This window comes from Vibrio sp. GJ43-1, from assembly GCF_055808835.1.
In genome coordinates this window covers 1,681,187-1,707,734 of record NZ_CM147885.1, presented here as the reverse complement: position 1 = coordinate 1,707,734, position 26,548 = coordinate 1,681,187, and the positions used below count along the sequence as shown (strand labels likewise).

22 protein-coding genes are annotated in these 26,548 nt (G+C 44.7%); 18 read left to right on the top strand and 4 right to left on the bottom strand.

Going from position 1 to position 26,548, the window contains the following annotated elements:
* Positions 1-15 precede the first annotated feature (15 nt).
* The 8 genes from AC0L66_RS25055 to AC0L66_RS25020 all read left to right on the top strand — a co-directional run bounded on the left by AC0L66_RS25055 (position 16) and on the right by AC0L66_RS25020 (position 9,952).
* The gene (locus AC0L66_RS25055; protein WP_473569929.1) at positions 16-1,686 is read left to right on the top strand and encodes a sulfatase family protein; all 1,671 of its coding nucleotides are present in this window, start codon (positions 16-18) and stop codon (positions 1,684-1,686) included.
* A gap of 149 nt (positions 1,687-1,835) precedes the next feature.
* The gene (locus AC0L66_RS25050) at positions 1,836-3,278 is read left to right on the top strand and encodes a CehA/McbA family metallohydrolase domain-containing protein (protein WP_473569927.1); all 1,443 of its coding nucleotides are present in this window, start codon (positions 1,836-1,838) and stop codon (positions 3,276-3,278) included.
* A gap of 300 nt (positions 3,279-3,578) precedes the next feature.
* A complete protein-coding gene (locus AC0L66_RS25045) occupies positions 3,579-4,547 on the top strand; it encodes an AAA family ATPase (protein WP_473569925.1) in 969 nt (322 codons plus the stop codon).
* Entirely contained in the window at positions 4,544-5,473 is a 930-nt protein-coding gene (locus tag AC0L66_RS25040; protein WP_473569923.1) for a DUF58 domain-containing protein, read from the top strand. Before AC0L66_RS25045 ends, AC0L66_RS25040 begins: the two co-directional genes overlap by 4 nt.
* Before the next feature lie 51 nt (positions 5,474-5,524).
* A complete protein-coding gene (locus AC0L66_RS25035) occupies positions 5,525-5,920 on the top strand; it encodes a DUF4381 domain-containing protein (protein WP_473569921.1) in 396 nt (131 codons plus the stop codon).
* A gap of 219 nt (positions 5,921-6,139) precedes the next feature.
* A complete protein-coding gene (locus tag AC0L66_RS25030; RefSeq protein WP_473569919.1) occupies positions 6,140-6,883 on the top strand; it encodes a VWA domain-containing protein in 744 nt (247 codons plus the stop codon).
* The gene (locus AC0L66_RS25025) at positions 6,876-8,717 is read left to right on the top strand and encodes a VWA domain-containing protein (RefSeq protein ID WP_473569917.1); all 1,842 of its coding nucleotides are present in this window, start codon (positions 6,876-6,878) and stop codon (positions 8,715-8,717) included. Before AC0L66_RS25030 ends, AC0L66_RS25025 begins: the two co-directional genes overlap by 8 nt.
* Before the next feature lie 5 nt (positions 8,718-8,722).
* Positions 8,723-9,952: a hypothetical protein gene (locus AC0L66_RS25020; RefSeq protein WP_473569915.1), complete on the top strand. Its 1,230-nt coding sequence runs from the start codon at positions 8,723-8,725 to the stop codon at positions 9,950-9,952.
* 182 nt (positions 9,953-10,134) lie between these two features.
* Here the strand turns inward: AC0L66_RS25020 and AC0L66_RS25015 are convergent, their stop codons facing one another.
* Positions 10,135-11,568 (bottom strand): hypothetical protein, encoded by a 1,434-nt coding sequence (locus AC0L66_RS25015; RefSeq protein WP_473569913.1) that lies wholly within the window; start codon positions 11,566-11,568, stop codon positions 10,135-10,137.
* Between the two features lie 380 nt (positions 11,569-11,948).
* On the opposite strand from AC0L66_RS25015, the gene AC0L66_RS25010 reads away from it, so the two are divergent.
* From AC0L66_RS25010 to AC0L66_RS24970, 9 genes are all read left to right on the top strand, one after another.
* Positions 11,949-13,880: a glycoside hydrolase family 3 N-terminal domain-containing protein gene (locus AC0L66_RS25010; protein ID WP_473569911.1), complete on the top strand. Its 1,932-nt coding sequence runs from the start codon at positions 11,949-11,951 to the stop codon at positions 13,878-13,880.
* Between the two features lie 163 nt (positions 13,881-14,043).
* The gene (locus AC0L66_RS25005; protein ID WP_473569909.1) at positions 14,044-14,184 is read left to right on the top strand and encodes a fibronectin type III-like domain-contianing protein; all 141 of its coding nucleotides are present in this window, start codon (positions 14,044-14,046) and stop codon (positions 14,182-14,184) included.
* Positions 14,185-14,194: 10 nt separating this feature from the next.
* Complete coding sequence (locus tag AC0L66_RS25000) at positions 14,195-14,335, top strand: fibronectin type III-like domain-contianing protein (RefSeq protein ID WP_473569907.1); 141 nt, start codon at positions 14,195-14,197, stop codon at positions 14,333-14,335.
* Between the two features lie 58 nt (positions 14,336-14,393).
* Positions 14,394-16,043 carry a sulfatase family protein gene (locus AC0L66_RS24995; protein WP_473569905.1) on the top strand — a complete coding sequence of 550 codons (1,650 nt, stop codon included), beginning with the start codon at positions 14,394-14,396 and terminating at the stop codon, positions 16,041-16,043.
* 104 nt (positions 16,044-16,147) lie between these two features.
* Positions 16,148-16,336, top strand: coding sequence for a hypothetical protein (locus AC0L66_RS24990; RefSeq protein ID WP_473569903.1), 189 nt, complete (start codon positions 16,148-16,150; stop codon positions 16,334-16,336).
* Positions 16,333-17,289 carry a hypothetical protein gene (locus AC0L66_RS24985; protein WP_473569901.1) on the top strand — a complete coding sequence of 319 codons (957 nt, stop codon included), beginning with the start codon at positions 16,333-16,335 and terminating at the stop codon, positions 17,287-17,289. The genes AC0L66_RS24990 and AC0L66_RS24985 overlap by 4 nt, the downstream gene beginning before the upstream one ends.
* A gap of 103 nt (positions 17,290-17,392) precedes the next feature.
* A complete protein-coding gene (locus AC0L66_RS24980) occupies positions 17,393-17,896 on the top strand; it encodes a hypothetical protein (protein WP_473569899.1) in 504 nt (167 codons plus the stop codon).
* Positions 17,841-19,496, top strand: coding sequence for a hypothetical protein (locus AC0L66_RS24975; protein ID WP_473569897.1), 1,656 nt, complete (start codon positions 17,841-17,843; stop codon positions 19,494-19,496). The genes AC0L66_RS24980 and AC0L66_RS24975 overlap by 56 nt, the downstream gene beginning before the upstream one ends.
* Before the next feature lie 155 nt (positions 19,497-19,651).
* A complete protein-coding gene (locus AC0L66_RS24970) occupies positions 19,652-20,272 on the top strand; it encodes a sugar O-acetyltransferase (RefSeq protein WP_473569896.1) in 621 nt (206 codons plus the stop codon).
* Positions 20,273-20,340: 68 nt separating this feature from the next.
* Here AC0L66_RS24970 and AC0L66_RS24965 read toward each other — a convergent pair whose 3' ends face one another.
* From AC0L66_RS24965 to AC0L66_RS24955, 3 genes are read right to left on the bottom strand one after another with little or no spacing between them, the layout of a single operon-like run.
* Positions 20,341-23,466 carry an efflux RND transporter permease subunit gene (locus tag AC0L66_RS24965; protein ID WP_265674919.1) on the bottom strand — a complete coding sequence of 1,042 codons (3,126 nt, stop codon included), beginning with the start codon at positions 23,464-23,466 and terminating at the stop codon, positions 20,341-20,343.
* 12 nt (positions 23,467-23,478) lie between these two features.
* Entirely contained in the window at positions 23,479-23,838 is a 360-nt protein-coding gene (locus AC0L66_RS24960; protein WP_473570890.1) for an efflux RND transporter periplasmic adaptor subunit, read from the bottom strand.
* The gene (locus AC0L66_RS24955) at positions 23,804-24,640 is read right to left on the bottom strand and encodes an efflux RND transporter periplasmic adaptor subunit (protein ID WP_473569894.1); all 837 of its coding nucleotides are present in this window, start codon (positions 24,638-24,640) and stop codon (positions 23,804-23,806) included. The genes AC0L66_RS24960 and AC0L66_RS24955 overlap by 35 nt, the downstream gene beginning before the upstream one ends.
* 241 nt (positions 24,641-24,881) lie before the next feature.
* Here AC0L66_RS24955 and AC0L66_RS24950 point away from each other — a divergent pair, with 241 nt between their 5' ends.
* Positions 24,882-26,426 carry an arylsulfatase gene (locus AC0L66_RS24950; protein ID WP_265674917.1) on the top strand — a complete coding sequence of 515 codons (1,545 nt, stop codon included), beginning with the start codon at positions 24,882-24,884 and terminating at the stop codon, positions 26,424-26,426.
* Positions 26,427-26,548 lie beyond the last annotated feature (122 nt).

Genomic DNA, 26,548 nt, shown 5'->3' with positions numbered 1-26,548 from the left:
AAAGGAATGGGTCTCATGTTGGCGACTACTGCTATGACAGCAGCGGCAGCCCAAGAGAGACCAAATATTCTATTCATTTTTTCAGATGACCACGCTAATCAAGCGATAAGTGCGTATAACCCAACATTGGGTCATACCCCTCAAATCGACCGTATTGCGGAAGAGGGGGCGATTTTTGAACGCACCTTTGTGACCAACTCAATCTGCCAACCAAGCCGCGCGTCAGTAATGACGGGTAAGCATTCTCATAAGAATGGTGTGCTCGATAACAGTTCTCGCTGGAATCCAAATCAGGTTATTTTCCCTAAGATTATGGAACAGAGCGGTTACCAAACAGCCTTGTTTGGGAAGTGGCACATGCACCCAACGCCAGTTAATGAATTTGGCTATTCGCTGGTATTAAATGGAGCGGGTGGACAGGGGACGTACTACAATCCTGAGTTCATTGATAATAAAGGGAAAAAACAAGTAATAGAAGGTTACTCAACCGACTTGATCACGGATTTATCTCTTGATTGGCTGGAAGAAAAACGAGATGCGGATAAACCGTTCTTGCTTAAGGTGCAATATAAAGCCCCCCATACACCAAGGCGTCCGCCAGCTCGTCACATGAAAACGTTTATCGATCATAACTTTCCAACACCAGAAACGTTGTTTGATGACCATAGTACACGTGGAGAGCACGCCTCAAAAGCATGGATGCAGTTATATGGTATGGGCCCCGTTGGTATCAACGCATTTCCACCTGCGCCGACTACACCAGAGAAAGCACGAATTCGTGAGGAATGGATTAAGTCGATGCCAGACCGCGAACGTCGTCAATACAACAAATTCCTTAATGAGCTTAATGAAGAGCAGTTAGCTGCATTCCATGACGCTTACGATGACGTTAACGTTGATTACTTCAAGAAAATGCAAGATCCAGTTTACAAACGCCGGTTTGGTGATGTGAGCCGAGATCAAAAAGTCGCACGTACCGAATATATGTATCAACGCTTCATGCGTGATTACATGGCAACGGTCATGACCATCGATGAAAATGTTGGTCGTATCTTAGATTATTTAGACGAATCAGGATTGGCTGAGAATACGATTGTAGTTTACAGCTCTGACCAAAGCTTCTTCATTGGTGAACATGGTTGGGCGGAAAAGCGTTACATGTATGAAGAAGGATTCAAAATGCCATTTATGATTAGATGGCCAGCAATGATCAAACCTGAACAACGTCCACAAGCTATGATCCAGAACATGGATTTTGGGCCGACATTCTTAGAAGCGGTTGGGCTGAATGCACCAGCAGAAATGCAAGGTAAATCTTTCCTTCCTGTATTGTTAGGTAAAACATCCGATGCAGAATGGCAAGCCGAGCGCCCAGTTGTTTACTATCACTACTATATGGAAGGTGGCCACAATGTCCCTCGTCATGATGGGGTACGTAGCGATCGTTACAAGCTGATTGATTTTTACTCTCAAAATGGTGGTGAAGGCCTATTTGAATTGTACGACCTGAAGTTGGACCCTAAGGAAGTTAACAATGTCTATGGCTCTGATAAATACACGGAAGTGCAAAAGGAAATGATGTCTGAGCTGGAGAACGCCCGTAAACGATATGAGGTGCCAGCAGACTATTTTGAACCCCCTTACCCATACATGAAGCGCTCCGAGCGTCGAGCACTTGGTTTATAACGTAGGGCCGCCTTTTGGTTAGATAGCCTTTGCACCTGCAATACAGAGCGTCATATCAATAATGGCAATCCATAAAGGCTTAGCGAGGACGCTAAGCCTTTTTATTATCTGAATGTGTTATTGAATAATAAAGGTAGGAAAACATTATCATGCACTTACAAAGCGTCTTAAATCAATCCAAGCACCGTACTCGTCGCCGTAGCAAGGCACTCTCCCTGTTGGCATGTGTCATCGGCATATCATTGACGCCTCAAGTGCTAGCAAAGCAGGATAGAGAATGGCTAGCGGGTGATCACCACGCGCATACACATTGGAGCGTAAAGTGGGATAAAAGTACGTCTCCATGGTCACCTATAAAAGGTGGAGATAGTGGACATACCTATTTAGAAAATGCAAACGCAGCCCAAAAATACGGGTTAAGCTGGTTGGTTAATACCGATCATGGTGGGCCGGAGCATTCTAAACTGCTCAATGACAAAGCCTACCCTGAATTACTGGAAGCAAGGAAGAGCGTGCCGGATGTTATGCAATTTTTTGGTATTGAACTCGATGTGCCTGCAGGCGAACACGCGACGGTTATGATGCCAATTAATGCATCAGAGCGTGAATTACTGGTTAACTTTCAACGTGATTATAGTATCCGTGAATACCGAAATAAAACACGTCAACGCAATACTGTTGAACATCTTCAAGCGGGTATTCGTTCGTTTGCCGAGTTAACTGAAAAACCTCTCATCATAAAAAATCATCCTAGTCGGCAAGCAACAGGCCCTAATAAATGGGCAAGAGTTACGCCTGAAAAAATGAAAACGTGGCATGAAACGGACCCAGATGTGTTTGTTGGAATGGTCGCTGCACCAGGGCATCAAGCTGGACGAAACCGAGGCAGTTATTATAAGTACCCTACACTGAATGGTTTTGATCAAATGACAGCAAATGTGGGTGGTGTTTGGGATTACTTTTTGGGAAATGGTATGCGATTTTGGATTACCGCGGGATCGGACAGCCATGTCGCCTCTGAAGCGGGTGGTCGTGACTTTTGGCCCGGACAATATACTAAGACTTATGTGTATGCGCAAAAAAACTCGAAGGATATTATGGACGGTTTAAGGCATGGACGCTCCTTCATGGTGTTTGGCGACCTTATCAGTGGGATTGATGTGACTTTGCAATCTAGCGGCGACAAAACGGTATCGTTAGGGGAAACGTTAACGGTCGCAAAAAGTGAACAACCTATCACGATGAAGGTAGAAGTCGATATTCCAACAACGGTTAACTTTAATAATGAACGGCCTAAACTGAATCGTATTGATGTCATCGTAGGGGCAGTCGATGACTCGGTTTTGTCTGAAAATGGCAATGAGAGTACGAATGTGTATCGCCGTATAAATTCGGAAGAATGGCAGGTTGTTGATGATAAGGTTGTGTTTGAGCTGGCTCTTCCTAAAGACTTTGAAAATGGCTATGTCCGTCTACGAGGAACGAATACTGACACACTGGAGCCTAGCATAGATAGCTGGAACCATGAGCAAGATCCTTGGCAAGACCTATGGTTTTACACGAACCCAATATTTTGGCACTCCACGCGCTAACCTATCTTGTTAGCAGCACTCTTCAACTTGATATACTGTCGCCTTTTCGATAATGCCTGATCAGCTAGGTAATTAGCAGGGGCGAGATCTTGTAGAGGCACCTGTCTGTAATAGGTGCCTTTATTTTTACAAAAACGTTTATGCATATTTACTTTCGAAAATCATATGGTTTTTAGTTTGTTATTGGGTAAATGGGATTCTTTTCACACTATTTAACCTTAAATGAGAAAGTTATAATCACAAAGTCTTGCTGAAGGTATAATCAATATAAACGTTTCTATTGTTGTTGGTAAAACTATTATGTCGAGTGAAAAGATATTTGCTACGTTCTCCGTGCTGACCCGTTACCTTGAAACTCAGGTGATCGGTCAGCATGAACTTGTCAGGCAGTTGGTTGTCGCTTTGTTGGCGGATGGGCATATCCTTGTTGAGGGACCACCAGGGCTGGCAAAAACACGTGCTGTTAAAGCGTTAGCTGAATGTATTGAAGGTGATTTCCATCGATTACAATTTACTCCTGATCTCCTGCCATCTGATTTGACAGGCACCGATATTTATCGCCCCGAAACCGGGGAGTTCCAATTCCAATCGGGCCCGATCTTTAATTCATTAGTGCTCGCGGATGAGATTAATCGCGCACCAGCGAAAGTGCAATCTGCCATGCTAGAGGCAATGGCGGAGAAACAAATTACCGTCGGTAAGCATACTTACTCGTTACCCGAGCTTTTCTTAGTCATGGCGACACAAAACCCAATTGAGCAGGAGGGGACTTACCCACTTCCTGAGGCGCAACTCGACCGATTTTTGTTGCAGCTAAACGTAGAGTACCCAAATCACGAGAGTGAACGGGCTATTTTGCGCCTAAATCGTGGTGAAGCGTTAGGCAGAGTTGCAGAACCTTCGGTCTTGCTTTCTCAAGAAGAGGTCTTCGCGGCACGACAACAGATCCTTTCTTTGCATATGGCGGAAGATGTGGAAGAGTATCTGATTCGGTTAGTGATGGCGACGCGTGAACCTCAGCGTTATGACGACCAGTTAAGTGCGTGGTTACAAATGGGGGTAAGCCCTCGCGCAACGTTGGCGCTCGACCGATGTGCGAGAGCCAATGCTTGGTTATCAGGGCGTGATTTTGTAACGCCGGAAGATGTGATGGTTGTGGCTTATCCAGTCTTGAGACACCGCATTATCCGTAGCTATGAAGCGCAAGCGGAAGGTATCTCCGCGGATAAAATTATTCAAACGCTACTAGCACTGGTCGCGGCAGTATGATGTTACCTGCCCATAGTAACGGCTATGATTTGTGCCTAAAGGAATTACTTCACTACCGACAGGCGAGCGTGCGTTGGATGCCACCAGCACGGAGCATTTGGTCGCATTTAAGTGGTCATCACTCTAGTCCGAAAAAAGGGCGAGGGATGGATTTTGCCGAGGTGAGACCCTATCAACTTGGTGACGACGTTCGAAGTATCGACTGGAGAATCACTGCACGAACAGGAAAACCTTACACCAAACTCTATACCGAAGAATCTGAACGTCCCACTATGCTGGTTGTCGATGTCTCTCATTCGATGCAAATGGGGACAAAGCTGCTTTATAAGTCTGTGCAGGCTGGCCACCTGGCGAGTTTGTTATGTTGGCTTTCTGTCGCGCAAAAGGACCGAATTGGGGGGATTATATTTAATCAACATGAGGTAAAAGATTGTGTTCCCGTTGCTCGTCAAGACGGGGCATTACATCTTTTAAATGGGTTGATAACGTTAAACTCGATGTCCACAGAATCCCACCCGTCTTCACAAAATTCAGCCCTTATTTTTGAACGAGTATTGGAGCAGTTAACACGCTTATGCCCAAAAGGGAGTGATGTTATCTTTATCAGTGATTTCTTGGGCCTATCGCCTCGCGCTGAGCATGTCATGTTACGGTTAGCGAAGCACAACTCGATACGACTTGTGCATATTTCTGATCCCATTGAGCAAGGTGACACGTGTTTTAGACAACAAGCTTGGGTTGCGGATAGCGCGGGATATTGCCGAATTAATTTTTCTAAGCCCTCCCATCGAGCGTCGTTAAAGCAAGACTTTGAGCAACGACTTACACATTTAGCGCACGTTTCTAGGCGGTTGCAGGCTTCATTCTATCGGCTGTCGTCGGGAGATTCGTTAGTGGACCAATTAGGGGGGCTTCATGACAAGTGACGTCCTTTTATTAGAGTTAGCCCCCATTGAAATACCTCTTGAGCCGAGTTTTTGGCCGCTACCTACCGCGGTTTGGTTTTTGCTGCTGCTAGCGGTTGCGGCTCCCCTGTTTTTTGGAGAAAACGCGCGCGACGTCCTCGAGCACAAGTCGAGGCGATGTGTGAACTATTCGTTATTGAGAAAACGAAGAATATATCTGAATTGAATCAATTACTGCGGAAAATTTCCCTGACAATCGCAGGGCGTGAGGAAGTGGCTGGGTTAGTTGGAAAAGCGTGGTTAATTTGGCTAGATAATCAGCTTGATCAGCGTTGGTTTATATCTATTGAAACGGAGTGGCACCATGCTCTATTTGCCTCGACCTCTCTTAGTGATGAGCATTGGAACGGTTCTATTGAGCGAACGCGAACTTGGATTGAACAGCTCGATTGGAGTCGCCAATGTTAGTCCTAGAATACTGGTATTTGGGAGCACTATTACCCTTGGCTTGGCTCGTAAGGCGTTGGTTAGCACCTTGTTCGCCATCGATTGAGTTAAGGCTTGGCAAGCTACCAACTGAGCTTATTACAAGGAGTCATAAGCAAAGAGTACTAAGCATTACTGTTGTCTTTTGCATGGTTGTTTATTGTTTTGGCTTTGGCTCGGCCTACATGGCTAGGAGAACCCGTGTTCACCTTTACAGAGCATAGAGATGTGATGCTAGCGGTAGATCTTTCAGGGTCAATGTACATTGAAGATATGAACGGAAGCCAAGATGAATCAATTAGCCGTTTATCGGCCATGAAAAGTGTATTGGCACAATTTGTAAGTCAGCGACAAGGAGACCGACTTGGACTGGTGCTATTTGCTGACCATGGTTATTTACACACGCCATTGACGCTCGATGTCACTAATTTGGAGCAGCAGATTTCGCAACTTAGTATTGGCTTAGTGGGGTACATGACTGCGATCGGTGAAGGCTTAGCGGTTGCCACCAAGACGTTCTTAGATAGTGATGCTTCGCAACGCGTGTTGATACTGCTGAGCGATGGAAGTAATACGGCTGGAATTATCGATCCCAAAGAGGCAACTCGCCTGGCAGATGAGAGTGGTGTCGTGATCTACACCATTGGCTTGGGCGCGGAATCAATGCTGGTTGAAACCGCCTATGGTGGCATGGAAGAAACTAACCCCTCACATGACTTAGACGAGGCGCTACTCACTGACATTGCCGATATCACGGGAGGGCAGTATTTTAGGGCTCGAAACCAGCAAGAGCTCAGTAATGTTTATCATCTGATTGATGAACTAGAGCCGATAGCAGAAGCTGAGTCGGTATGGCAACCAAGAGTTGAGCTGTATCCATACCCGATTTGCGGCTTTTTGCTTGTTATGTCTTTGCTATTCATCTATAGGAGGCGGCATGGTTAGTTTCAATGAACCGCTTTGGTTAGTGGGTTTGCTAGTGCTTCCCCTTTGTTATTTCTTAAAACATAAAACGTACGCGACGGGATTGATAGCACCGCATCTTGTTAGGCATCAATTATCAAAAAGTAAAGATATCTTGAAACCATTGGTTCTGGTTGGTTGGCTAATTTCGATGGTCGCTTTGTCTGGCCCCAGCTGGCGTGAAGACCCCCAGTCGCCAAGTATCGATAATCAGGCAAGAGTGATGGTGGTTGATATGTCTTATGCGATGAATGCGACGGATATTTTACCTAGTCGTTTTCAACAAGCATTTTACAAAACGACAGACTTAGTGTCCTCATTCACACACGGTTATACTGGCGTCGTCGCTTATACCGACCAAGGGTTTACTATCAGTCCACTAACGCATGATAAAAATACCGTTTTGACTCAGTTGCAGTATTTATCGCCTGAAATTATGCCTTCGCAGGGTAAAAATGCAGCGGCAGGCGTAAAAGAAGCGATTCAGCTTATGACGCAGGCCAATATTGTTTTCGGTGATATTGTGTTAGTGACTTCAGGTATTAGTGAGCGTGAGCAACAAGCAATTCAAAGCCTATTCAAAAATAGTCATTTTCGGTTGTCTGTTTTGGCTGTTGCCACTCCAAAAGGCGCTACGTTTATTGATAATGATGGTGCACTCGTTCGTGATAGTAACGGCATAGCGTCCAGATCCATTCTGGATCCAATACGACTGAATCAATTAGTCAAACGCGTAGGAGGCATTTATGTCGATTACCAGGCGACAGATAGAGATATTATACAGCTACATCAATTCATAGCGGACCATGAAGGGCAGGATTCAATGGAGAGCCATAGTCCTGTGTCTGCACCGTTGTTGAATGATGGCTATTGGTTTATTTGGCCTTTAGCGCTACTACTTCTTGCAGGGTTCCGTCGAGGTGTCTTTTTTTCTGTCGTGATACTTGGTGCATTACCGATTGAGAATGCTCATGCCACGTTCTGGCGTAACGACGATCGTCAAGGCTATGAAGCATTTCTAATCAAAGATTATGAAGAGGCGTTTATGTCTTTTTCAGATAATCGCTGGCAAGGCGTTGTATTGTATGAAAAGGGTGACTTTGAAGGGGCGGTAAAGGCATTTTTAAAAGTTGATGAGCCAGAAAATGACTACAACTTAGCGAATGCACTAGCAAAACTAGGTCAGTATGAGAGGGCTGCCGAGTTGTACAGGGCGGTGCTGGTGAGAGATTCTAAGCACGCAAACGCGACCGCCAATTTGAACGTTGTGGAAGCGGCTATCGACAAGCAATTAGAGCAGTCAATAGAGGAACAAGAGCAAGACAACGCTGAAGGGAATTCAGACCAACAAGAATCTGGAGACAGTGAAGGTAGCGAAGAGCGAGAAGACGATGGTGGGGAAGATGGTGAGGATCAGGGCGATGACAGCTCACAAGAACAAGGGGAAAATGATGATTCACATGAAGGGGCTTCATCAGCATCCTCAAATTCAGCTCAGCCCAATGAACAGCCAGAACAAAATGATGTAAGTGATGAGCTTAATAGTCAGTCGTCTGGTCCTCAACAAACGCAAAATGACGTTGGAGATTATGCGGCTGACATTTTTGGTATGGGCAGTATTGATGATGACTTTGGGACGCCAACAGAAGCTGATTTGCAAGCCATTGAACATCAACTCGCCGAACTAGGGGAGATTGATCCCGTAATTAATAGACTGTCACAGATAAAAGTCGACCCCAGTCTGCTATTAAGAAATCAACTTATTCTACAAGCTCAAGATAATCCACCGTCATCACCACATCCGATTGAATGGTAACTCCCATGAAAAAATATGCGCTTTATTTAATTACTTGTTTATTGGCTGTTGCCCCTGTTTTTGCCGATGGTGGGATAGCGGGTCAGCGTTATACAGCAACTTTATTGGAACAAGAGGAAAGTGGCCAAGATAGTATTTTAGTTCACTACACTCTCTCAAATCGTCTTTTGTATCCGAATAGTGAAGTCATCTATACCTTTTTTGTTGAGTCATCAGCAGATATTCATTTGTCGAGTGTGCTTCCCCCACAGGCTGAAGGCGTCACTGTGAGAAGGGTAAATCAAGATCATGACTACTATTTTGTTGGTAGCCAGCAATATAGAATTTCTAGTTATCAATTTGCCTTATCAACGGATCTTGTTGGTGAATTTGAGTTGCGTGGTGCATCGGTTATTCATCGTAAAGTTGATGATATGGGGGCGGTACAGCAGGTCGCACTCGAAGCGGAGCCGTTAGTCATTACTGGGCATGACATCCCATCAAAATATCGTGGTTTATGGTTGCCGTCTGATCAAGTTACGATTGAGCAGACATGGTCGGATCATCGATTAGAGATCGAAGTCGGTGATGCAGTCACTAGAACCGTGACACTTTTTATTCAGGGGATAGGGATAGATCAGTTCCCTACATTGGAGATTCCTAACCCCAGCACCGTCAATGTTTACAGCCAGCCTGTTAGCTTTAAGGAGCGTGATGGGGGGACTAGCATGACGATAGAACAAACGCTGGTTCCAAGGCAAAGTGGCGTGCTAGTGTTGCCCACACTTTCAATTCCATGGTTTAACCTGACGAATAACACCATACAAACTACAACAGCAGGGGGCGTTGAATTGAATGTGACGTCTTCTATGGTGAGTTCTGACAGCGATGAATTCATAATACCAACGACTTCTGACTCTTTTGTTAAAGATTGGCGAACGGTTGCTGGTGCTGTGACGCTGTTGTGGTTGATGACATTAATGGTTGCTTATCGACTCCATATAAAAATAAAACAATGTAGTTCAATAAAAAGCGAATCACGGACAGCGACACAGAATAGCCTTTATCAATCCGTTTTAAATGATGAGCCTCAGAGAGCCGCGTATTTCTGGACTCATGAAAAGACGGAGATAAAGCGTCTCTATGATTCTGAATTTAACCAATACATTGCTGCGTATTATTCAACTGATGTGTCTGAGCGCAAGGAAGCGAGGTCGTTGTTATTGAAGGCATTAAGAAAAAAGCCAAACCAATGAGTATCGTTAATGACAACGCACTCTCTACGCTAGTGCCATAAGTTGTGTGTTGGAGGGTAATTGATAGACAGCGGATAGATATCAAGAGCTATCTCATATGACATATCCCCATTGTTACTCTTTCCAATATCGTAATTTATGCTATTAGAAGCGCAACAATGGGGGAGTATTAAGAAGACATATTATAAGTCACGACAACCCACATCGTCGCAAATTCCATCCGCGATGAACGTGCTGTACATGGAAGTTACCCCGGCCCAAGCTTCGTTTCCTAATGATTTCTTTATGTAGTTTTTGACGCCTTCTTGTAAGTGTGGTGCCATGAAAGCACCCACAAACATTCCTTGATCAAGGCTAATTAATCGACGTCTTACTTCGCCATTGATATTAATAGCATCGTACCAACCATACTCACCAGCTATTTGGGGATGGTGACGTTCGATATTGAGCATGAGTTCAATAGCATGCTGCTGGTTTAAAATCGAGTATAAAGCACTGGCGTGAGGGGTTCCCACGTCTTCTTGAGCGGTGTTTATTTCATTTCGATGAAAATGCTCGCTCATCGCATCGATGCCATATTCTGAGTAACCACCTTCGATCGTCGCGGATGAAGATAGAAAAGGAATATTATGCTGTTTGGTATAGTCTATCTGTGTCTGAGTGGCATGATCAAACAGTAGTGGTTGCCCAACCAAATAGTGCTCGTTAAACCAAATGGATGGCAGCAAGGCCTGAAAATATGCGCCTTTCCAAGTGAGCATCGGTTGTAATATTCGTCCGTCATTTGTGGCATAGTCCGCTTGATATAAACGCATTGCGTTGAATACGGTTTCCGGGATGGGCTTGACGGTTTGTTGCGTTAATAAGTGAGCCCAAATGGGGGCGAGTCGACTTTCATTTGATTTTCTATCGATATAATAGCTGGTGATACCAGGCTCGCCGCTATCAGGCAGCTCATCCCTATAGCCCCCACTTAGTAACCCTTTTTCCTCATCATAGAGTGCAAGCCATGCTGTTGAAGAATGTCTTATTAGAGCATCAAAACGTTGTGCCAGGCTTCTGAGGTTTGGATCAGTACTTGTCCAATAGGTGCCTGCAACCGCTGCCATAGAGGTGATAAGGTTTGCTGAATCAACAGCAGAGGCAACGGCCTTGGGAAGTTTGTTAATTTGGCCATCAGATTCAATTCTATACATCCAATAGAAATTGCCTTTCCACTTCGGCATAGATTCCATTATTTCAATGAGGTCAAACAGTCGTTGCCGAGCTTGAACTGAGCCCGCTTGTTCCATTTCGGTGAGTACATTGAGATAGAGACCCAATGCCGTCACATTTAGACGTCCAGTTTGCTTTTCTATTAAGTCCCCATTCTCATTAAAGTCAATGCTGTTAAATGGAACTTTGGCTGCGGCACTAACTCCCACCCCGTCTTGGAAAAACTGCAAGTTACTCGTGAGTTGCTGTTCAAAGCCAGCAGGGTACAAGCTTTGAGAAACGTATATATGATCGATCGGGTCGGGCCGTGTTGGGTATGATGAGTCAACCGAATCGGTACTACATGCGAGTAGCGTCCCAGTGAGAATGGATATACCAAAAGTCCTGTAATGGATTGTCATAGTAAACCTAATTGTAGATAAGAAATAATGTCGAATTAGAGTGATGTAGTAACACAACTGTTTCCATTATGCCTATCACTCGCAATAGAAACGTTTCTAGTTTGATTTTTGTGGGCTTGATCGTGTTTGTTAGCGTTATATCATGACTAACATGCGCTAAATCTCACTTTTAAATAACATCGTTGTCGAAATGTTTCGAGTTGCATTAAAGTGACGATATTATTTGATTGGGGCGGCGCTGAATTTCTGAGTCAGGCACGAAAACCAATTGGTTTTCATCGGCATATTAGGCGTATTTGTCCCGGTTTTTTAGAAATGCACCCTCCTTCAAAGCGTGGGGGAAGTGCACTTTCAATGAAATCAAACGGATTGGAAAAGTTATGAGATCAGCATTTAAACCGACATTTTTGGCGTTAAGTTTATCGTTAGGAGGCTATGCAGTGGCAAGTACAACGATGTTTAAAGATGTAATCCAAGTCGAACAGCAAAGCCCGGCGTCAAAAGTGCATTGGAAAGATGATTCACAGGAGATGAATAAGTTCATCGATGACTTACTTAATGAGATGACACTAAAGGAAAAAATTGGTCAGCTTGATTTACAAAGTGGTTTCCGAAATACAACGGGACCTTTTATCAATGAATCGTATGAGCAGCAGATTAGAGATGGACAAGTAGGCGCCATTTTTAATGCTTATGGTGCTGAATTTGGCCGCCATCTACAAAAAATCGCGGTAGAAGAAACGCGCATGGGTATTCCTCTTATTGTTGGACATGACATTATCCATGGTCACAAAACCATTTTCCCACAGTCTATAGGTGAAGCCGCAACTTGGGATCTGGATGCAGCTAGAACCAGTGCGCAGTTTGCCGCAAAAGAAGCGGCAGCTGATGGGATCATGTGGACATTTGCCCCAATGGCGGACCTAGTCAGAGACCCTCGTTGGGGGAGAGTCTCTGAAGCGTCGGGTGAAGATGTGTTCTTGTCTACCGCAATGGCAGTAGCACGTGTTCAGGGTTTTCAAGGGGATGACCTGAGTAAACCTGACACGGTTATGGCAACCGCGAAACATTTCGTTGGCTACGGGCTGTCGCAAGCTGGGCGAGATTATCACTCAACAGATGTATCTGAGCATGAGCTTTGGACGACCCAGATGCCTCCTTTCAAAGCGATGGTAGATGCGGGCGTAGGCACATTCATGACGGCGTTCAATGATCTGAATGGTGTTCCTGCTTCAGGTAGTAAGCGATTGTTAACCGAAGTTTTACGCAACCAATGGGGTTTTGAAGGCTTTGTGGTTACCGACTACACCGCTATTAATGAATTAGTACCACATGGTTATGCTCGCGATGACAAACATGCTGCGGAAATTGCGTTCAACGCGGGTGCAGACATGGACATGGTTGGTCAGCTCTATATCGAACATTTAGAGTCGTTGGTCGCAGAAGGCAAGGTGCCTGAAAACGCCGTTGATCAATCAGTCCGTTCTATTCTTGAAATGAAATGGCGCTTAGGACTCTTTGAAGACCCGTATCGTTACAACGACAAAGAAAGAGCTGCTCGAGAAATTCTTAGTATTGAAAATCTTGAAGCCGCACGAGATGTGGCTAGAAAGTCGTTTGTGTTGCTAAAGAATGACAATGATGTTTTACCACTCAACACCAAGAAGATAGATTCAATCGCTTTGATAGGGCCGCTTGCAGACAGCAAAGCCGACATGATTGGTAATTGGGCGGCCGCGGGAGATCGCAAGAGTGACCCTGTTTCTGTGCTTGATGGCTTAAAAAGCCGTTATGGGAAGGACATAAAAATCCATTATGCAAAGGGGGCAAGCAATGAGTACTTGTCCACTCAGGATGAACTGGATTCTTTAGAAGGCCTAACGGTACCTCGTATTCATAAAGACGATCCCCAACTACAATCCGATCTTAATGCTGCCATTGCGGCAGCTGAAAAATCGGATGTAATAGTGATGGTCATGGGTGAAGATCAGCGTATGTCAGGCGAAGCAGCAAGCCGAGTGGAGCTAACCTTGCCGGGCAATCAACAAGAAGTAATGAGAGCTCTGAAAAAACTTGGTAAGCCGATGGTGCTTGTAGTGATGAGTGGACGACCGAATGACTTACGTTGGGCGGATGATAACGTTGACTCTATATTGCATGCTTGGTATCCGGGAACTGCGGGTGGTCATGCCATTGCCGACGTGTTATCGGGTGACTATTCACCGTCTGGAAAACTTCCAATGACATTCCCACGCTCAGTCGGTCAAATACCGATTTATTATAACGAGAAGAATACTCGGTCGCCCTTATAAAGTTGATAACCCAAATCAACGCCAAGAGCACTATAAATCGCGTTATGACGATTCACCGAATACCCCTTTATACGCATTTGGTCACGGTCTAAGTTATGGTCAGTTTGATTACTCGGAAATAGATCTAAGTTCGGATTTCTTAAGTTCAGAGAAAGACTTACAAGTGAGCATCAAGGTGACTAACTCTGGTGACTTTGCTGGTGAAGAGGTTATTCAGCTCTATACCAGGCAGCATGTGGGTTCGATTACTCGCCCAGTAAAAGAACTGAAGGGCTTTCAAAAAGTTCATTTCGAAGCTAGGTGAAAGTAAAACGGTGTCGTTTACTCTCTCAACCGATGACCTCGCGTTTTATCGCGCAGATATGAGCTGGGGTTATGAGTCAGGTACGTTTGACGTCTTCGTCGGAACGGCTTCAGATAACGTTCAGCAAGCCAGTTTTTCTATTACTCACTAACCCATCTCTTATGCACGAGTGAGCCTGTCTTGGCAGGCTCTTTTTGAAGGAACACACGATGAAAAAATCGGTACTGTCAGGTTTGGTTGTGGGGGCATTATGCTCAGCTTCATTGTTTGCGGTTGCGGCTGATACGCCAAGCTCAGTTGAAAGCGAACGTCCAAATATTCTTTTCATTATGTCTGATGACCACGCAGTACAAGCTCTTAGCGCTTATGGGCATCCTATATCTAAGCTTGCGCCTACGCCTAATATTGACCGAATTGCTGAAAACGGCGCAAGGTTTGAGCGGTCTTACGTGACGAACTCACTCTGTGGTCCAAGCCGTGCTGCGATGCTGACAGGTAAGTTTGGCCATGAGAATGGATTTACCTACAACGGACAAGTATTTGATGGCACGCAATTTAATTGGGCTAACACGCTGCAGGATGCGGGTTATACAACGGCAATGATTGGTAAGTGGCATATTAACCGTATTCCTAATGGGTTTAAGTTTGATCATTGGGATATCTTGAATGACCAAGGAGAATACTATAACCCCGATTTTATCACACGTGACGGTGTCACCATGGAGATGGGATACACCACCGACATTATTACCACCAAGTCGTTAAACTGGCTTGCCAATAGCCGTGACAAAACTAAGCCATTTGCGTTACTGATGCACCACAAGGCCCCGCACCGAAATTGGATGCCAGCACCAAGACACACTCAAACGTTTGAAAATACAGAATTTCCGCTGCCAGAGAATTTTTTCGACAATTACGATAATCGACAAGCGGCGAGTAACCAAACGATGACCATTGCTCATCATACTCAAGATGGTCACGACTTAAAGATGACCGTTGCTGAAGACAGTGGAGAATGGCGTGAAGATATTTGGCCTCACCTTTTAGCCCGCCTTACACCAGAACAAAGAGCAAAATGGGATGCCGCCTATCAGGCACGTAATGATGAGATGAACCGTAACGAAGCCAAATGGACCGAACAGGAAATGGCTGAATGGAAATACCAACGTTATATGCAAGATTATCTCGCGACAATCATTGCTGTTGATGAAAGCGTTGGTCAAGTACTCGATTACTTAGAAGAGGTCGGCCTTAGTGACAATACGCTGGTTGTTTACACTTCAGACCAAGGCTTTTTCCTCGGTGAACACGGATTTTATGATAAGCGATTTATGTATGAAGAGTCTTTTTCGACACCGTTAGTGATGCAACTACCGGGTGTGATTGAAAAGGGCATTGTGATTGATGAACTGGTACAAAATATCGATTATGCGCCAACCTTCCTTGATATTGCGGACGTCAAAATTAACGAAAAATTGCACGGTCAATCTCTTAAACCGTTGCTTACTGGTGAAGACGCAACAGAGTGGCGAGAGGCGTTGTATTACCACTATTATGAATTCCCAGGATTCCATGATGTCGCTAGACATTATGGCGTATCAGATGGACGTTATAAGCTCATTCATTTTTATAACCCAAATGATGAGTGGGAGTTCTATGACTTATCCGCTGACCCTTCTGAAATGAATAACGCAATTGATTCTCCTGAGTATCAAGCGGAAATAAAGCGCCTCAGAGAGCAGTTGGCGAATTTGCAAAAACAATACGATGTGCCACCAATCGAGGAGTGGAAAGATGCTGACTTAATGAGGCAGCCTAACCCTTCACTCGAATCATTGTTTCCCGAGAGTTTTAAGTAATAACACATTTTTATACAACGTAGCTCTATAGACAGAGCCACGAGAACAATAAATAGGATGATTGAGCGCAATGCTCATTCGGCATTTGTGAAGGTTGAATGGTTATGAATGGCAATACAAGTTTAACGTTAAGCGAAAAAGCTATTTGGCGAAAAAGTGATTTGGCGAAAATGTTGAGCCAAGCAATTACTATTGGCACAGTGAGTCTACTAATAGTGGGCTGCAATGGCGGAAGTGGCACTGATGAAGGGGGACAGGGTGGCAATCCCCTCCTTCAGATAACGATATTGTGATTAGCGATTGGCACTTTTCTGGGGGCAGTGCCGATATCGCGGTTGCCGCCAAAAATGCGGGTTATTATGCGATTGCCAGCCAGCAGTCACTGCATATTGAGATCCGAGATGTTCGTGAAAACCTGCTACATACTATTCAATCTCAAGACATCATTAATGCCGTACCTGATATGGATCTTTCCCATGCTAACAGTCTGTGCGGTTTAACATTGACGCCGTCGGGTCGATTTTTGTATATGGCGGTATGTGATGCTGACGCAGGTGTAAAAGATGATGCGATCCTCGCTTATAACACCAACACCAAACAGCTTTCAGAATTCACGCGTTTGATGCTGCAATCCTCCGATGGTGAGCAAAGTCAACCATATGGGATGAACTATTTTAAATCTAAGCTCTATGTAGGTAACCATCAAGGTGCTTATCGGATAGAGGCCGCACGAAATACAGTATACAGAACGACCCATAATCACCATCAACCGGTCATCTCAAACATCACCTTGGGAAGTGCAGTGCAAGACATCGCGGTTGATGCGGAAAACCAGCAAATTTATTTGATGTCTCAAGATCAAATTGCCAAGGTTTGGCATACCACCTCTAAACCCACAGTCGTGCATCAAGGAACAGATTTTGTAGGGTTATCATTTAGCAGTGTGTTTGGCGCAAAGGGTAGTGAAGGCTTGTATTTAGCAACTAAAGATGAGGATGATACCAACCTATCTTATGTCCCTAAGAGCGAACTCGATGCGATGACATTTCGTCCTTATTACTCGTCACCGACACAATGGAGCAGTTTTTCATTAACTGCAGATGGTCAGTTACTGTTTGCTGATGGACAAGCCTCCAAGTTAAGGGATGACAGGGATCAACGGTTAATGTTTGATGATTGGTTGCGCGATGAACTAAGCCAATATGTGCGAGCAATTAAAGGGCTAACCGCTTCTAGCTTAACCTAGTAACAATGCCTCTCCTGAAGGTTTTTTACATAGGAAGTTAGAGAGTCAGCGTGTAAATACATTACCGATTGCGGACAACGTTGGTTGGGCGTTATATCTGCTGATGGCCGCTGATAAAGTACAGCCTGATCCAGAAATTGAATCACTAATTGAATTGCTGATTAAACGTCATGCTGGGTTACATCAAGATGAGCAAGGTGGAATTAAGAGTGTAGATGGTCATTTTGTTCGTAATTATATTGCCAATGGAGAGACAGAGCCAAACAACCCTCAGATGCAAGTCTATATCAGTATGAAGTTCTTACCTGCGGTACATAAGGCTGTAGAAATGTACCCCAATAATGCCAATCTCGCATTGTACAAAACCTTTTTAGACCAAACGTTACTTCGCTCTGGTGACGTAATTCGCTCTCATCAGCGCATTACGTGGGAGTCTGATGATTTTGGTCCAAAACGCATGAACCATAGAATGAGTAACGAGACCTGGTTATTCGGTGAGTTGGCTGCTGCCCAAGACCCAAGAGTATCGGATCTCTACAACGATTATGTGTATGGGCGAGAGAACTTTAAATACGATGAATGGCTTAACGGGGAGCTGTATTATTAGTGCATCTCATGCGGCCTTTATTGTTATGGGCGCGCCATTGATTTTGGAGCATCACTATAGTGATAAGAATTGGAAACAGCAAAACGACAATTACTACGCCATCACGCAAGCGGAATCGGATGATTTAGGTGCTAAATACTTTGCTGCGTTTTCAGCAGGAAACAATCCTGACAAGGGGGGCTATTATAATGACGGTCCTTCCGATCATCCGGGTAACTTTATTCATTTCCCTGCTGTACTCGGTTTTGGGCAGATGGGGCATACAGCGGCTGTGCTTGGTGGCTATAAAGCGTATAGGGACAACAGGCGCCAAACCATGAAAAGCGCTGGAGATGATCAGATTTCTTTGTTAACGCGATGGTCAAAAGATAACACTGGCTATGAGATGAGTGGTATTGGGGTTGCGGATTTTTGGTTTGGGTCGATAGGATTGGTTGAAACAATTCAACCGGGCGTAATGGCTCAATTTCGTAACGAGTTCTTTTACCCTGATCATCGTGAAGAGTTGACGTCGGATGGGCGAATTTTACATTTTTCTAAATTGACGCCGCGTCTAATTGAAGGGGTAAAAAACAGTGGGGAAGTAAGGTCATTCGGTTATCAAACATCGCCGTTTGTTGTTCCAAATAATGACGCGTTTTCAAGTTTCAATGTGATTGATCCACTAGGTGATTGGGTAGAGCTGAATGATATAGTGAGTATTTTAACTGATAAGCCTGTCCGATTTGAAAACCCTTACTTTGATACAGGGACATTTCAAGGCTGGCAGCCTTCAGGGGATGTGGCGATTATTGATGGAGAACTCGGGCCGTCCGCCAAACTTTCTGGCTCATCTAGTTTGTCACAAGGTGCATACTTGCCACTTGGCTTAGCAGGGAGTGAATATCAAGTGTCTGCTTATGTCGCGCCGCTTTCTGGTTCATCTGGGGCGGGCTACGTTCAGCTAACCTGGTCTTCGAGTCCAAATACAAAGGGTGACATTGTGGCAGCGCGAAGCGAGAAAGTGTTGTCAGGTGAGCAGCCAAAGCTTGTTACGGTGATGACTAGTCAACCTGCAGGGCATGCGTATTTGCATATTGAGTTTGTCACTGAAAGTGGAGAGTTTGCTTTTGATAACACTGCGTTACAGTCGTTTGGTGCGCAAGATGACGGTTTTACTATTGAGGATACGCCTTGGAGTTTGTCTGGGGTAACGCAAAGTGATGGTCGTTTACTATTCTCTGCTTCACAGGGGAGTAACGGTTGGATTTCTGCAACAACAGAATACGACATTAGCGCAGATGATGATGGAACGCGTTATGTGTTTTCGTTCGACGCTAACGAGAGACAGATCCATGATGGTGAGTTTGTTATCAGCGCGGTGATAAAGACCGATTCAGGTGCTGAAGTGAAGTGGGAAGAAGTGATGTCAGTGAATGACGAATCATCGGATAACCTGAGCTTCATTTTGCGAAAGCGTCCTGGTGAAATCAATTTCGAGCTGCAATTCAAAATGAGAGCGAATGAGCAAAATAGTTGGATAACTGTTGAAAATCTCTCTGTTGCTAAGGAGCAGCTCTTTGAAATCGAACAATGCACGGGTTCAGTCACTGGTTGTTAGTTATACGTCGAAGCTTCGTTGTGCATGACGAAGCTTACTAATCATCACGTTATAGAAAAACCTTCTGAGGTAAAACTCAGAAGGTTTTTAATTTGAAACAGTCGTTATCAATCCTTCTCTACTAGATAAGTGATGGGTTTTCGTAGGTAAGTAAAATGGTAAAAGAACACTTGGACATGTCACAATTAACCGAGAAACAAAAGATGCGGTTGGGCTTAACGTATATTGCTTTTGATGAGGAGCTCACCAAGGACAGAACGTTAGCAAAGAAGCTGTGCTTTGAGTTGTCGAAAACGTGTCCGACAGATAGGGAGGGTATCGGTGCGTTTTTTGAAAAAATAATTGGATACCAAACTGATGCCTGGATAGAACCGCCTTTTTACTGTGATTATGGCTATAACATAGAGCTGGGTGAAAATTTTTATTGTAATCATGGCTGCATGATTTTAGATGGTGCGAAGGTCACCATTGGAGATAATTGTCTATTTGGCCCTAACGTTGTCATTGCAACGCCAGGTCACCCCTTAGATCCAGAGGAGAGGGCGAGAGGTGATGAATATGCTCGAACGATTACTATTGGCAATAACGTTTGGTTAGGCGCAAATGTCACGGTATGTCCCGGTGTGAGTATTGGTGACAACGTTGTCGTAGGGGCGGGAAGTGTGGTTGTAAGAGACCTGCCATCCAATACAGTTTGTGTTGGTACACCTGCGATGGTGAAACGTTCGAATCTTAATACGACTGCGAATAGGACGAGCGACAAAAATAAAGCCTGATGAGTCAGGCTTTATTTCGTTACGTTGTCCTGTTATGAATCAGGTTATAGCTAGCGAGGGATAATCTGTTACGCCTGCGCGTCTGGCTTGGTTCCTTTTACTTTTTCACGCATCGATTGAAGCATGACGTAAAAAACGGGCACCAAACATGTACCGACGATAGTGGCGGCAATCATGCCACCCATTACTGCGTAACCTAAGGAAACACGGCTTGCAGCGCCAGCGCCTGTCGCAATAACCAGTGGGATAACCCCAAGAATGAACGAGAACGCCGTCATGAGTACTGCTCTAAAACGCAATCGAGCGGCTTTCACTGCAGCGTCCGTAATACTCATGCCTCCTTCGCGTAATTGCTTGGCGAACTCCACAATCAAAATGGCGTTTTTACAAGCAAGTCCAATCAGCAGTACTAGACCAATTTGAGTGTAAAGGTTGATATCTGAGCCCATAATCCAGATGTACACAAAGGCGCCTAATATGGCAACCGGGACAGCTAACATAACGGAAACGGGTACGGTCCAGCTCTCATATTGCGCCACTAAGAATAGGTAGGTGAATATGAGTGCCAAACTAAAGATAAACGGGGCGAGGTTGCCCGCTTTGAGTTCTTGGTAAGTTTGTCCTGACCATTCATAGGTATAACCGTTAGGGAAGGTTGTATCAGCAATACGTTTTACCGCTTCAATCGCTTGCCCAGAGCTATAACCAGGGGCAGGGAACGCATTTACTTTTACCGCGCCGTAAAGGTTAAATTGGTTTATATACTCGGGTCCAAGTTTTGGTTCAACCGTCACCAGAGTATTGAGTGGCACCATATTCCCATCTTTATTGCGAATATAGAACTGAGCGATATCAAGCTCAGAATCCCTAAATTCCGTTTCAGCTTGCATGTTGACCCTAAACACTTTACCGAAACGGTTAAAGTCATTGACATACATAGAGCCAAGCATGGTTTGTAATGTGGTAAAGATACTGCTTAGTTGAACGCCTTGAACTTTGGCTTTTTGTCGATCTACGTCAACAAATAGCTGAGGTACATCCGCTTGGTAGGTACTAAACGCCGCGGCAAGTTCTGGCTCTGTTGTGGCTTCAATAGACGTTGCTCGCATGACGCTTGCTAAGCTTGCAGGTGAGCGACCCAATGTATCTTGAATGTAAAATTCAACACCTGACACCGTACCAACACCAGGTAAGGCTGGTAATGAGAAACCAACCGCTTGTGCTTCACTATAACGAGCAAGGACGCCATTAGCACGCTGAACGATCTGTGACTCAACCAGTGATGGGTCTTGTCGCTCATCCCAGTGAGAGAGGATCACCACCATCAAACCTGCATTCGAAGAGACAGCACCCGAAATGATGGAGTAACCACTTGCAGAAATAACGTTCGTTACGCCTTCAATCTGGTTAAGGTCATCCACCATTTTGGTCATGACTTCTTTGGTTCGGTTTATCGACGCCCCGTTTGGTAGTTGTACGTCAACGAAAAATGCTTTTTTGTCTTCGGTGGGTACAAAACCCGATGGTAACGAAGTGGCAAGTAGCCCAGTCGCTCCAATGAGTAGAGCGTATACCACCCCAACTAACATGAGTTTACGAACCATGCCGGAAACGAAGCCGGTATACTTATCGGTTGCTTTATCAAACACCTTGTTAAATTTCGCATGAAAACCCGTTTCATGAGTTTTAGGTGGGCGTAATAAAGAGGCACACAATGCGGGGCTGAGCGTGAGGGCGTTGACCGAGGAAATTAGAACCGCAATACAAATAGTGATGGAAAATTGCGCATACATTTGTCCGGTAATGCCCGGCATGACCGCTGTCGGAGCGAACACCGCAAGCAAAACTAGTGTTGTAGCGACAACTGGACCCGTCACTTCTTGCATCGATTTTGTCGTTGCATCGACAGCATTTAACCCTTCATCCTGCATGAGGCGAGTGGTGTTTTCGACCACAACAATGGCATCATCTACCACAATACCGATGGCGAGGATAAGTGCGAAGAGGGACACTGTGTTTATGCTCATACCCGTTGCAAGTAGGAAGGCGAAGGTACCAATGAGCGACACGGGAATCGCAATCGCAGGAACCAAGGTTTGCCGAATATCTTGCAAGAATATATAGACAACAAAGATAACTAACGATACCGCGATGAGCAGAGTCTCGATCATCTCATCAATGGAGGTTTCGACAAACTGGGTTGTGTCATAGAGAACCTTGTAGTCCATATCTTCTGGAAACTGTTCTCGTAATCGTGACAGTTCTTCATGAACGCCTTTGGCAACTTCTAGCGCGTTAGCACCACTGGCTTGGTATATAAACAAAAGTGCTGACGCTTTGTTATCGAGCATGGCTTCGGCATCGTAGCTTGCTGCACCGAGCTCGATTCTTGATACGTCTTTTAGGTAGACGGCGCTACCATCTGGATTGGAGCGAATAATGATTTCTTCAAATTCTTCTGGATGACTCAGGCGTCCTTTGGTTGAAAGGGTGTATTGGAACTGCTGATCCCTTGGTACTGGAGCTGCCCCAATTCGCCCAGCAGCCACTTGTATATTTTGCTCTTGAATGGCAGCAATGGCTTCTTCTACCGTGATATTTAGACTTGCCATACGAGTAGGGTTGAGCCAAATACGCATCGAATAATCCATACCACCGATAATACTGACTTTTGAAACGCCATTAACACGGGCAAGGTTGTCCTTAATATTGATGCCCATATAGTTATTGAGAAATAGATTGTCGAGTGATTCGTTGGGAGACACTAGGTTTAGCATCATTAGGATGTTCGGGTCTTGTTTCTCAACTTTGACACCGTTGCGTTGAACCTCGGACGGCAGTCGGGGCATGGCTTGCTGCACCCGGTTTTGTACGTTGACCTGAGCCATATCGACATTACTGCCGACTTCAAAGGTCACACTCAAGTTGTAGCTGCCATCGTTAGCGCCTTTGGACTCCATGTAAATCATGTTTTCCACGCCATTCACTTCCGCTTCAATCACTTTTGCGACCGTATCGGCGACGACTTCGGCGCTTGCTCCAGGGTAGGAGGTGGTGACTGATACCATCGGAGGCGAAATGTTAGGAAACTCTGCGACCGGTAATACCGGAATAGAGAGCAAACCCGATAAAGTCAAAACGATTGAAATGACAAACGCAAATTTGGGGCGATGTATGAAGAACTTACTGATCATAGTGGTGCCTTCCTACTTGTCTTCAGAGAACGGTTGCACGGTGTCCATTTCGTGCTCGACTTCGGCGCCTATTCTGGCTTTTTGTAAGCCTTCAGTAATGATGAGTTCACCTTTTTCTAGACCTTTTTCTACTTCCCAATCAATACCATAGCGTTTTCCGAGTTCAACATTTTTGCGCTTAACGATACTGTCTTTATCGACGGTAAGAATATATCGCCCTTGCTGATCTTCTTGCACCGCTTTTTGAGGGACCAGCATAACTTCTTCAACGGCAGGTGCTTCGATAATCGCGGTCACATAAAGCCCGGGAACGATGATATGTTCTTTGTTAGCAAGCTCAGCGCGTACAGCCAACGTCGTCGGTGCTTGCATCAACACGGTTATCAATAAAGTCAATCATGCCGACTTCATCAAACATGCTGCCATCTGGAAAGCGCAGTTTTATGGGGAGATCTTCGATTTTATAATTTGAAGTCGATGACTTGTGCGCGCGTTGCGCGTTAATTAGCACTTTTTCAGGAAGCTGAAAGTTGACCCAAATTGGCTCCATCTGTACAAGATTCACTAACTCGGTTTGATCGGGGATGATTAAGTCACCAAGAAAGACTTCGGCACGACCAATTCGTCCACTAAACGGCGCGTAGATTTTGGTGTAGCCAAGTTCTAATTTTGCGTTGTCTAATTCGGCGTTAGCACTTTGCAGCGCTGCGGCGGTCTGTAGCTTCTTCGATAAAAGATTGTCGTAATCGGATTGGCTAATGTACTTATCTTGTATTAACCCTTCACCACGCTTGAAGTTTCTAACCGCTGTGTCATAAGCGGCGCGAGATTGCGCAACCAAGGCTTTCGCCGCTTTCAATGCCGCTTGGTATTGCTCAGGGTCAATTTCAAATAACAGTTGGTCTTTTTCTACGTTACTGCCTTCTTCAAAGTTGGTTTTAAGTAAATTACCACGAATTTTTGCCTTAATTTGGATATCTTGCGTGGCTTCTGTACGCCCAACAAACTCTTCGGTTGGCGTAATTTCTTTCACAATGACTTTGAGTACTTTTACGCTTGGTTTAACCGCCTCTGGAGCGGGAGGGGCGGTGTCACACCCAACAAGAATAACAATAGGTATAAAAAGGGCCGAGACTCGAGTAACGAAACGCTTGGCGCTTGGAATGTAAGACATAAACAATCCTTTGTTTGTAATTAGTTAGATAATTATCAATTAAGTCTATATCAAGATGGAAAAAAACAGGTTCATTTTGCGCGTAATAACCCATATTTGTTAATAAGTTACGTAATAAGAAACGTTACCTCATGCTATATGGTTATTTGTGCTGGTATATCATGCCATAACTCGCGGTTGTATAAGAAATGAGCTATAGGTTGTATTGCAGGATGCATAACAATAACGGATAGAGGTTTCTATGATACAGAAGTATGGTGTAAAACGTCGTTTGGCTGTCCTTACCATGGCGCTGATGGGAGCGACGAGCGCGATAGCCGCTGACAAACCAAACATTCTAGTAATATGGGGTGATGATATTGGGCAGTCGAACGTCAGTGCCTATACATTTGGTTTGATGGGCTACAAAACGCCGAATATTGATAGCATTGCTAAAGAAGGCATGATGTTTACCGATTACTACGCCGAACAGTCATGTACAGCAGGTCGCTCAACGTTTATTACTGGTCAAAGTGTGTTAAGAACAGGGTTGAGTAAAGTTGGCCTGCCCGGTGCAGACATTGGTCTTCAGGCAGAAGATGCCACCATCGCCGAACTACTAAAACCTATGGGGTACATGACGGGGCAATTTGGGAAAAACCATCTGGGCGACAAAGATGAATTCTTGCCCACGGCCCATGGATTTGATGAATTTTTCGGCAATCTTTATCATTTGAATGCTGAGGAAGAGCCAGAAAATATTGATTACCCGAAAGATCCTGAGTTTCGTAAGAAGTTTGGTCCTCGTGGGGTCATTAAATCATCCGCCGATGGAAAAATTGAAGATACGGGACCTTTGACCCGCAAACGTATGGAAACGGTTGATGAAGAAACACTAGAGGTTGCTTTAGACTTTATGGCTCGTGCGGTAAAAGCCGATAAACCATTCTTTGTGTGGTGGAATGCGACGCGAATGCACTTTAGAACCCATGTAAAAGAAGACAACTTGGGTAAAACTGGCATCAGTTATTACGCCGATGCAATGGTTGAGCACGATAGCCAAGTGGGCGAGTTACTTAAGCAAGTGGATGACTTAGGCATTAAAGACAACACCATCGTCTTTTACTCAACCGATAATGGCCCTCATATGAATTCTTGGCCAGATGCTGGCGCAACGCCGTTCCGTGGTGAAAAAAATACCAACTGGGAAGGGGCGTATCGTGTGCCTGCAATGGTTCGCTGGCCGGGCAAAATTGAAGCTGGTACTGTTTCCAACGAAATTATGCATCATATGGACTGGATGCCGACTTTCCTAGCGGCAGCAGGTGATGACCAAATCAAAGAGAAATTACTGAAAGGACACCAAGCGGGCAATAAAACCTTTAAAGTCCATTTGGATGGTTATAACTTTTTACCATATTTAACCGGAGAAGAAGAGAAAGGTCGCCGTTCTGAAATTTTCTATTTCACTGATGATGGCGATCTCGCGGCGCTGCGTTATAACCATTGGAAAGCCGTGTTTATGGAGCAGCGAGCTACAGGCACCATGAAAATATGGGCAGAACCGTTTGTGACACTGCGTTTACCTAAGTTGTTTAATTTACGCATGGATCCTTATGAGACGGCGGATATAACCTCAAATACTTATTATGATTGGCTTCTTGACCACGCTTATATGTTTGTTCCTGCTCAGGCGTACGTAGGAGAGTTTTTGCAAACCTTTAAGGAATTCCCTCCTAGACAAAAAGCGGCAAGCTTTAGTTTGGATCAGGTCATGGACAAGCTACAAGAATCGCCCAATAAATAACGGGTAGATGGGTGTTATGAATAGAAAGAGCTCAATAGAGCTCTTTTTTGATTCAGCTATTCATTTCAGCTAAAAATCTGTTAATGACTTGTCTAGTAAAGAAAAAGTGTCCTATCTTTCAG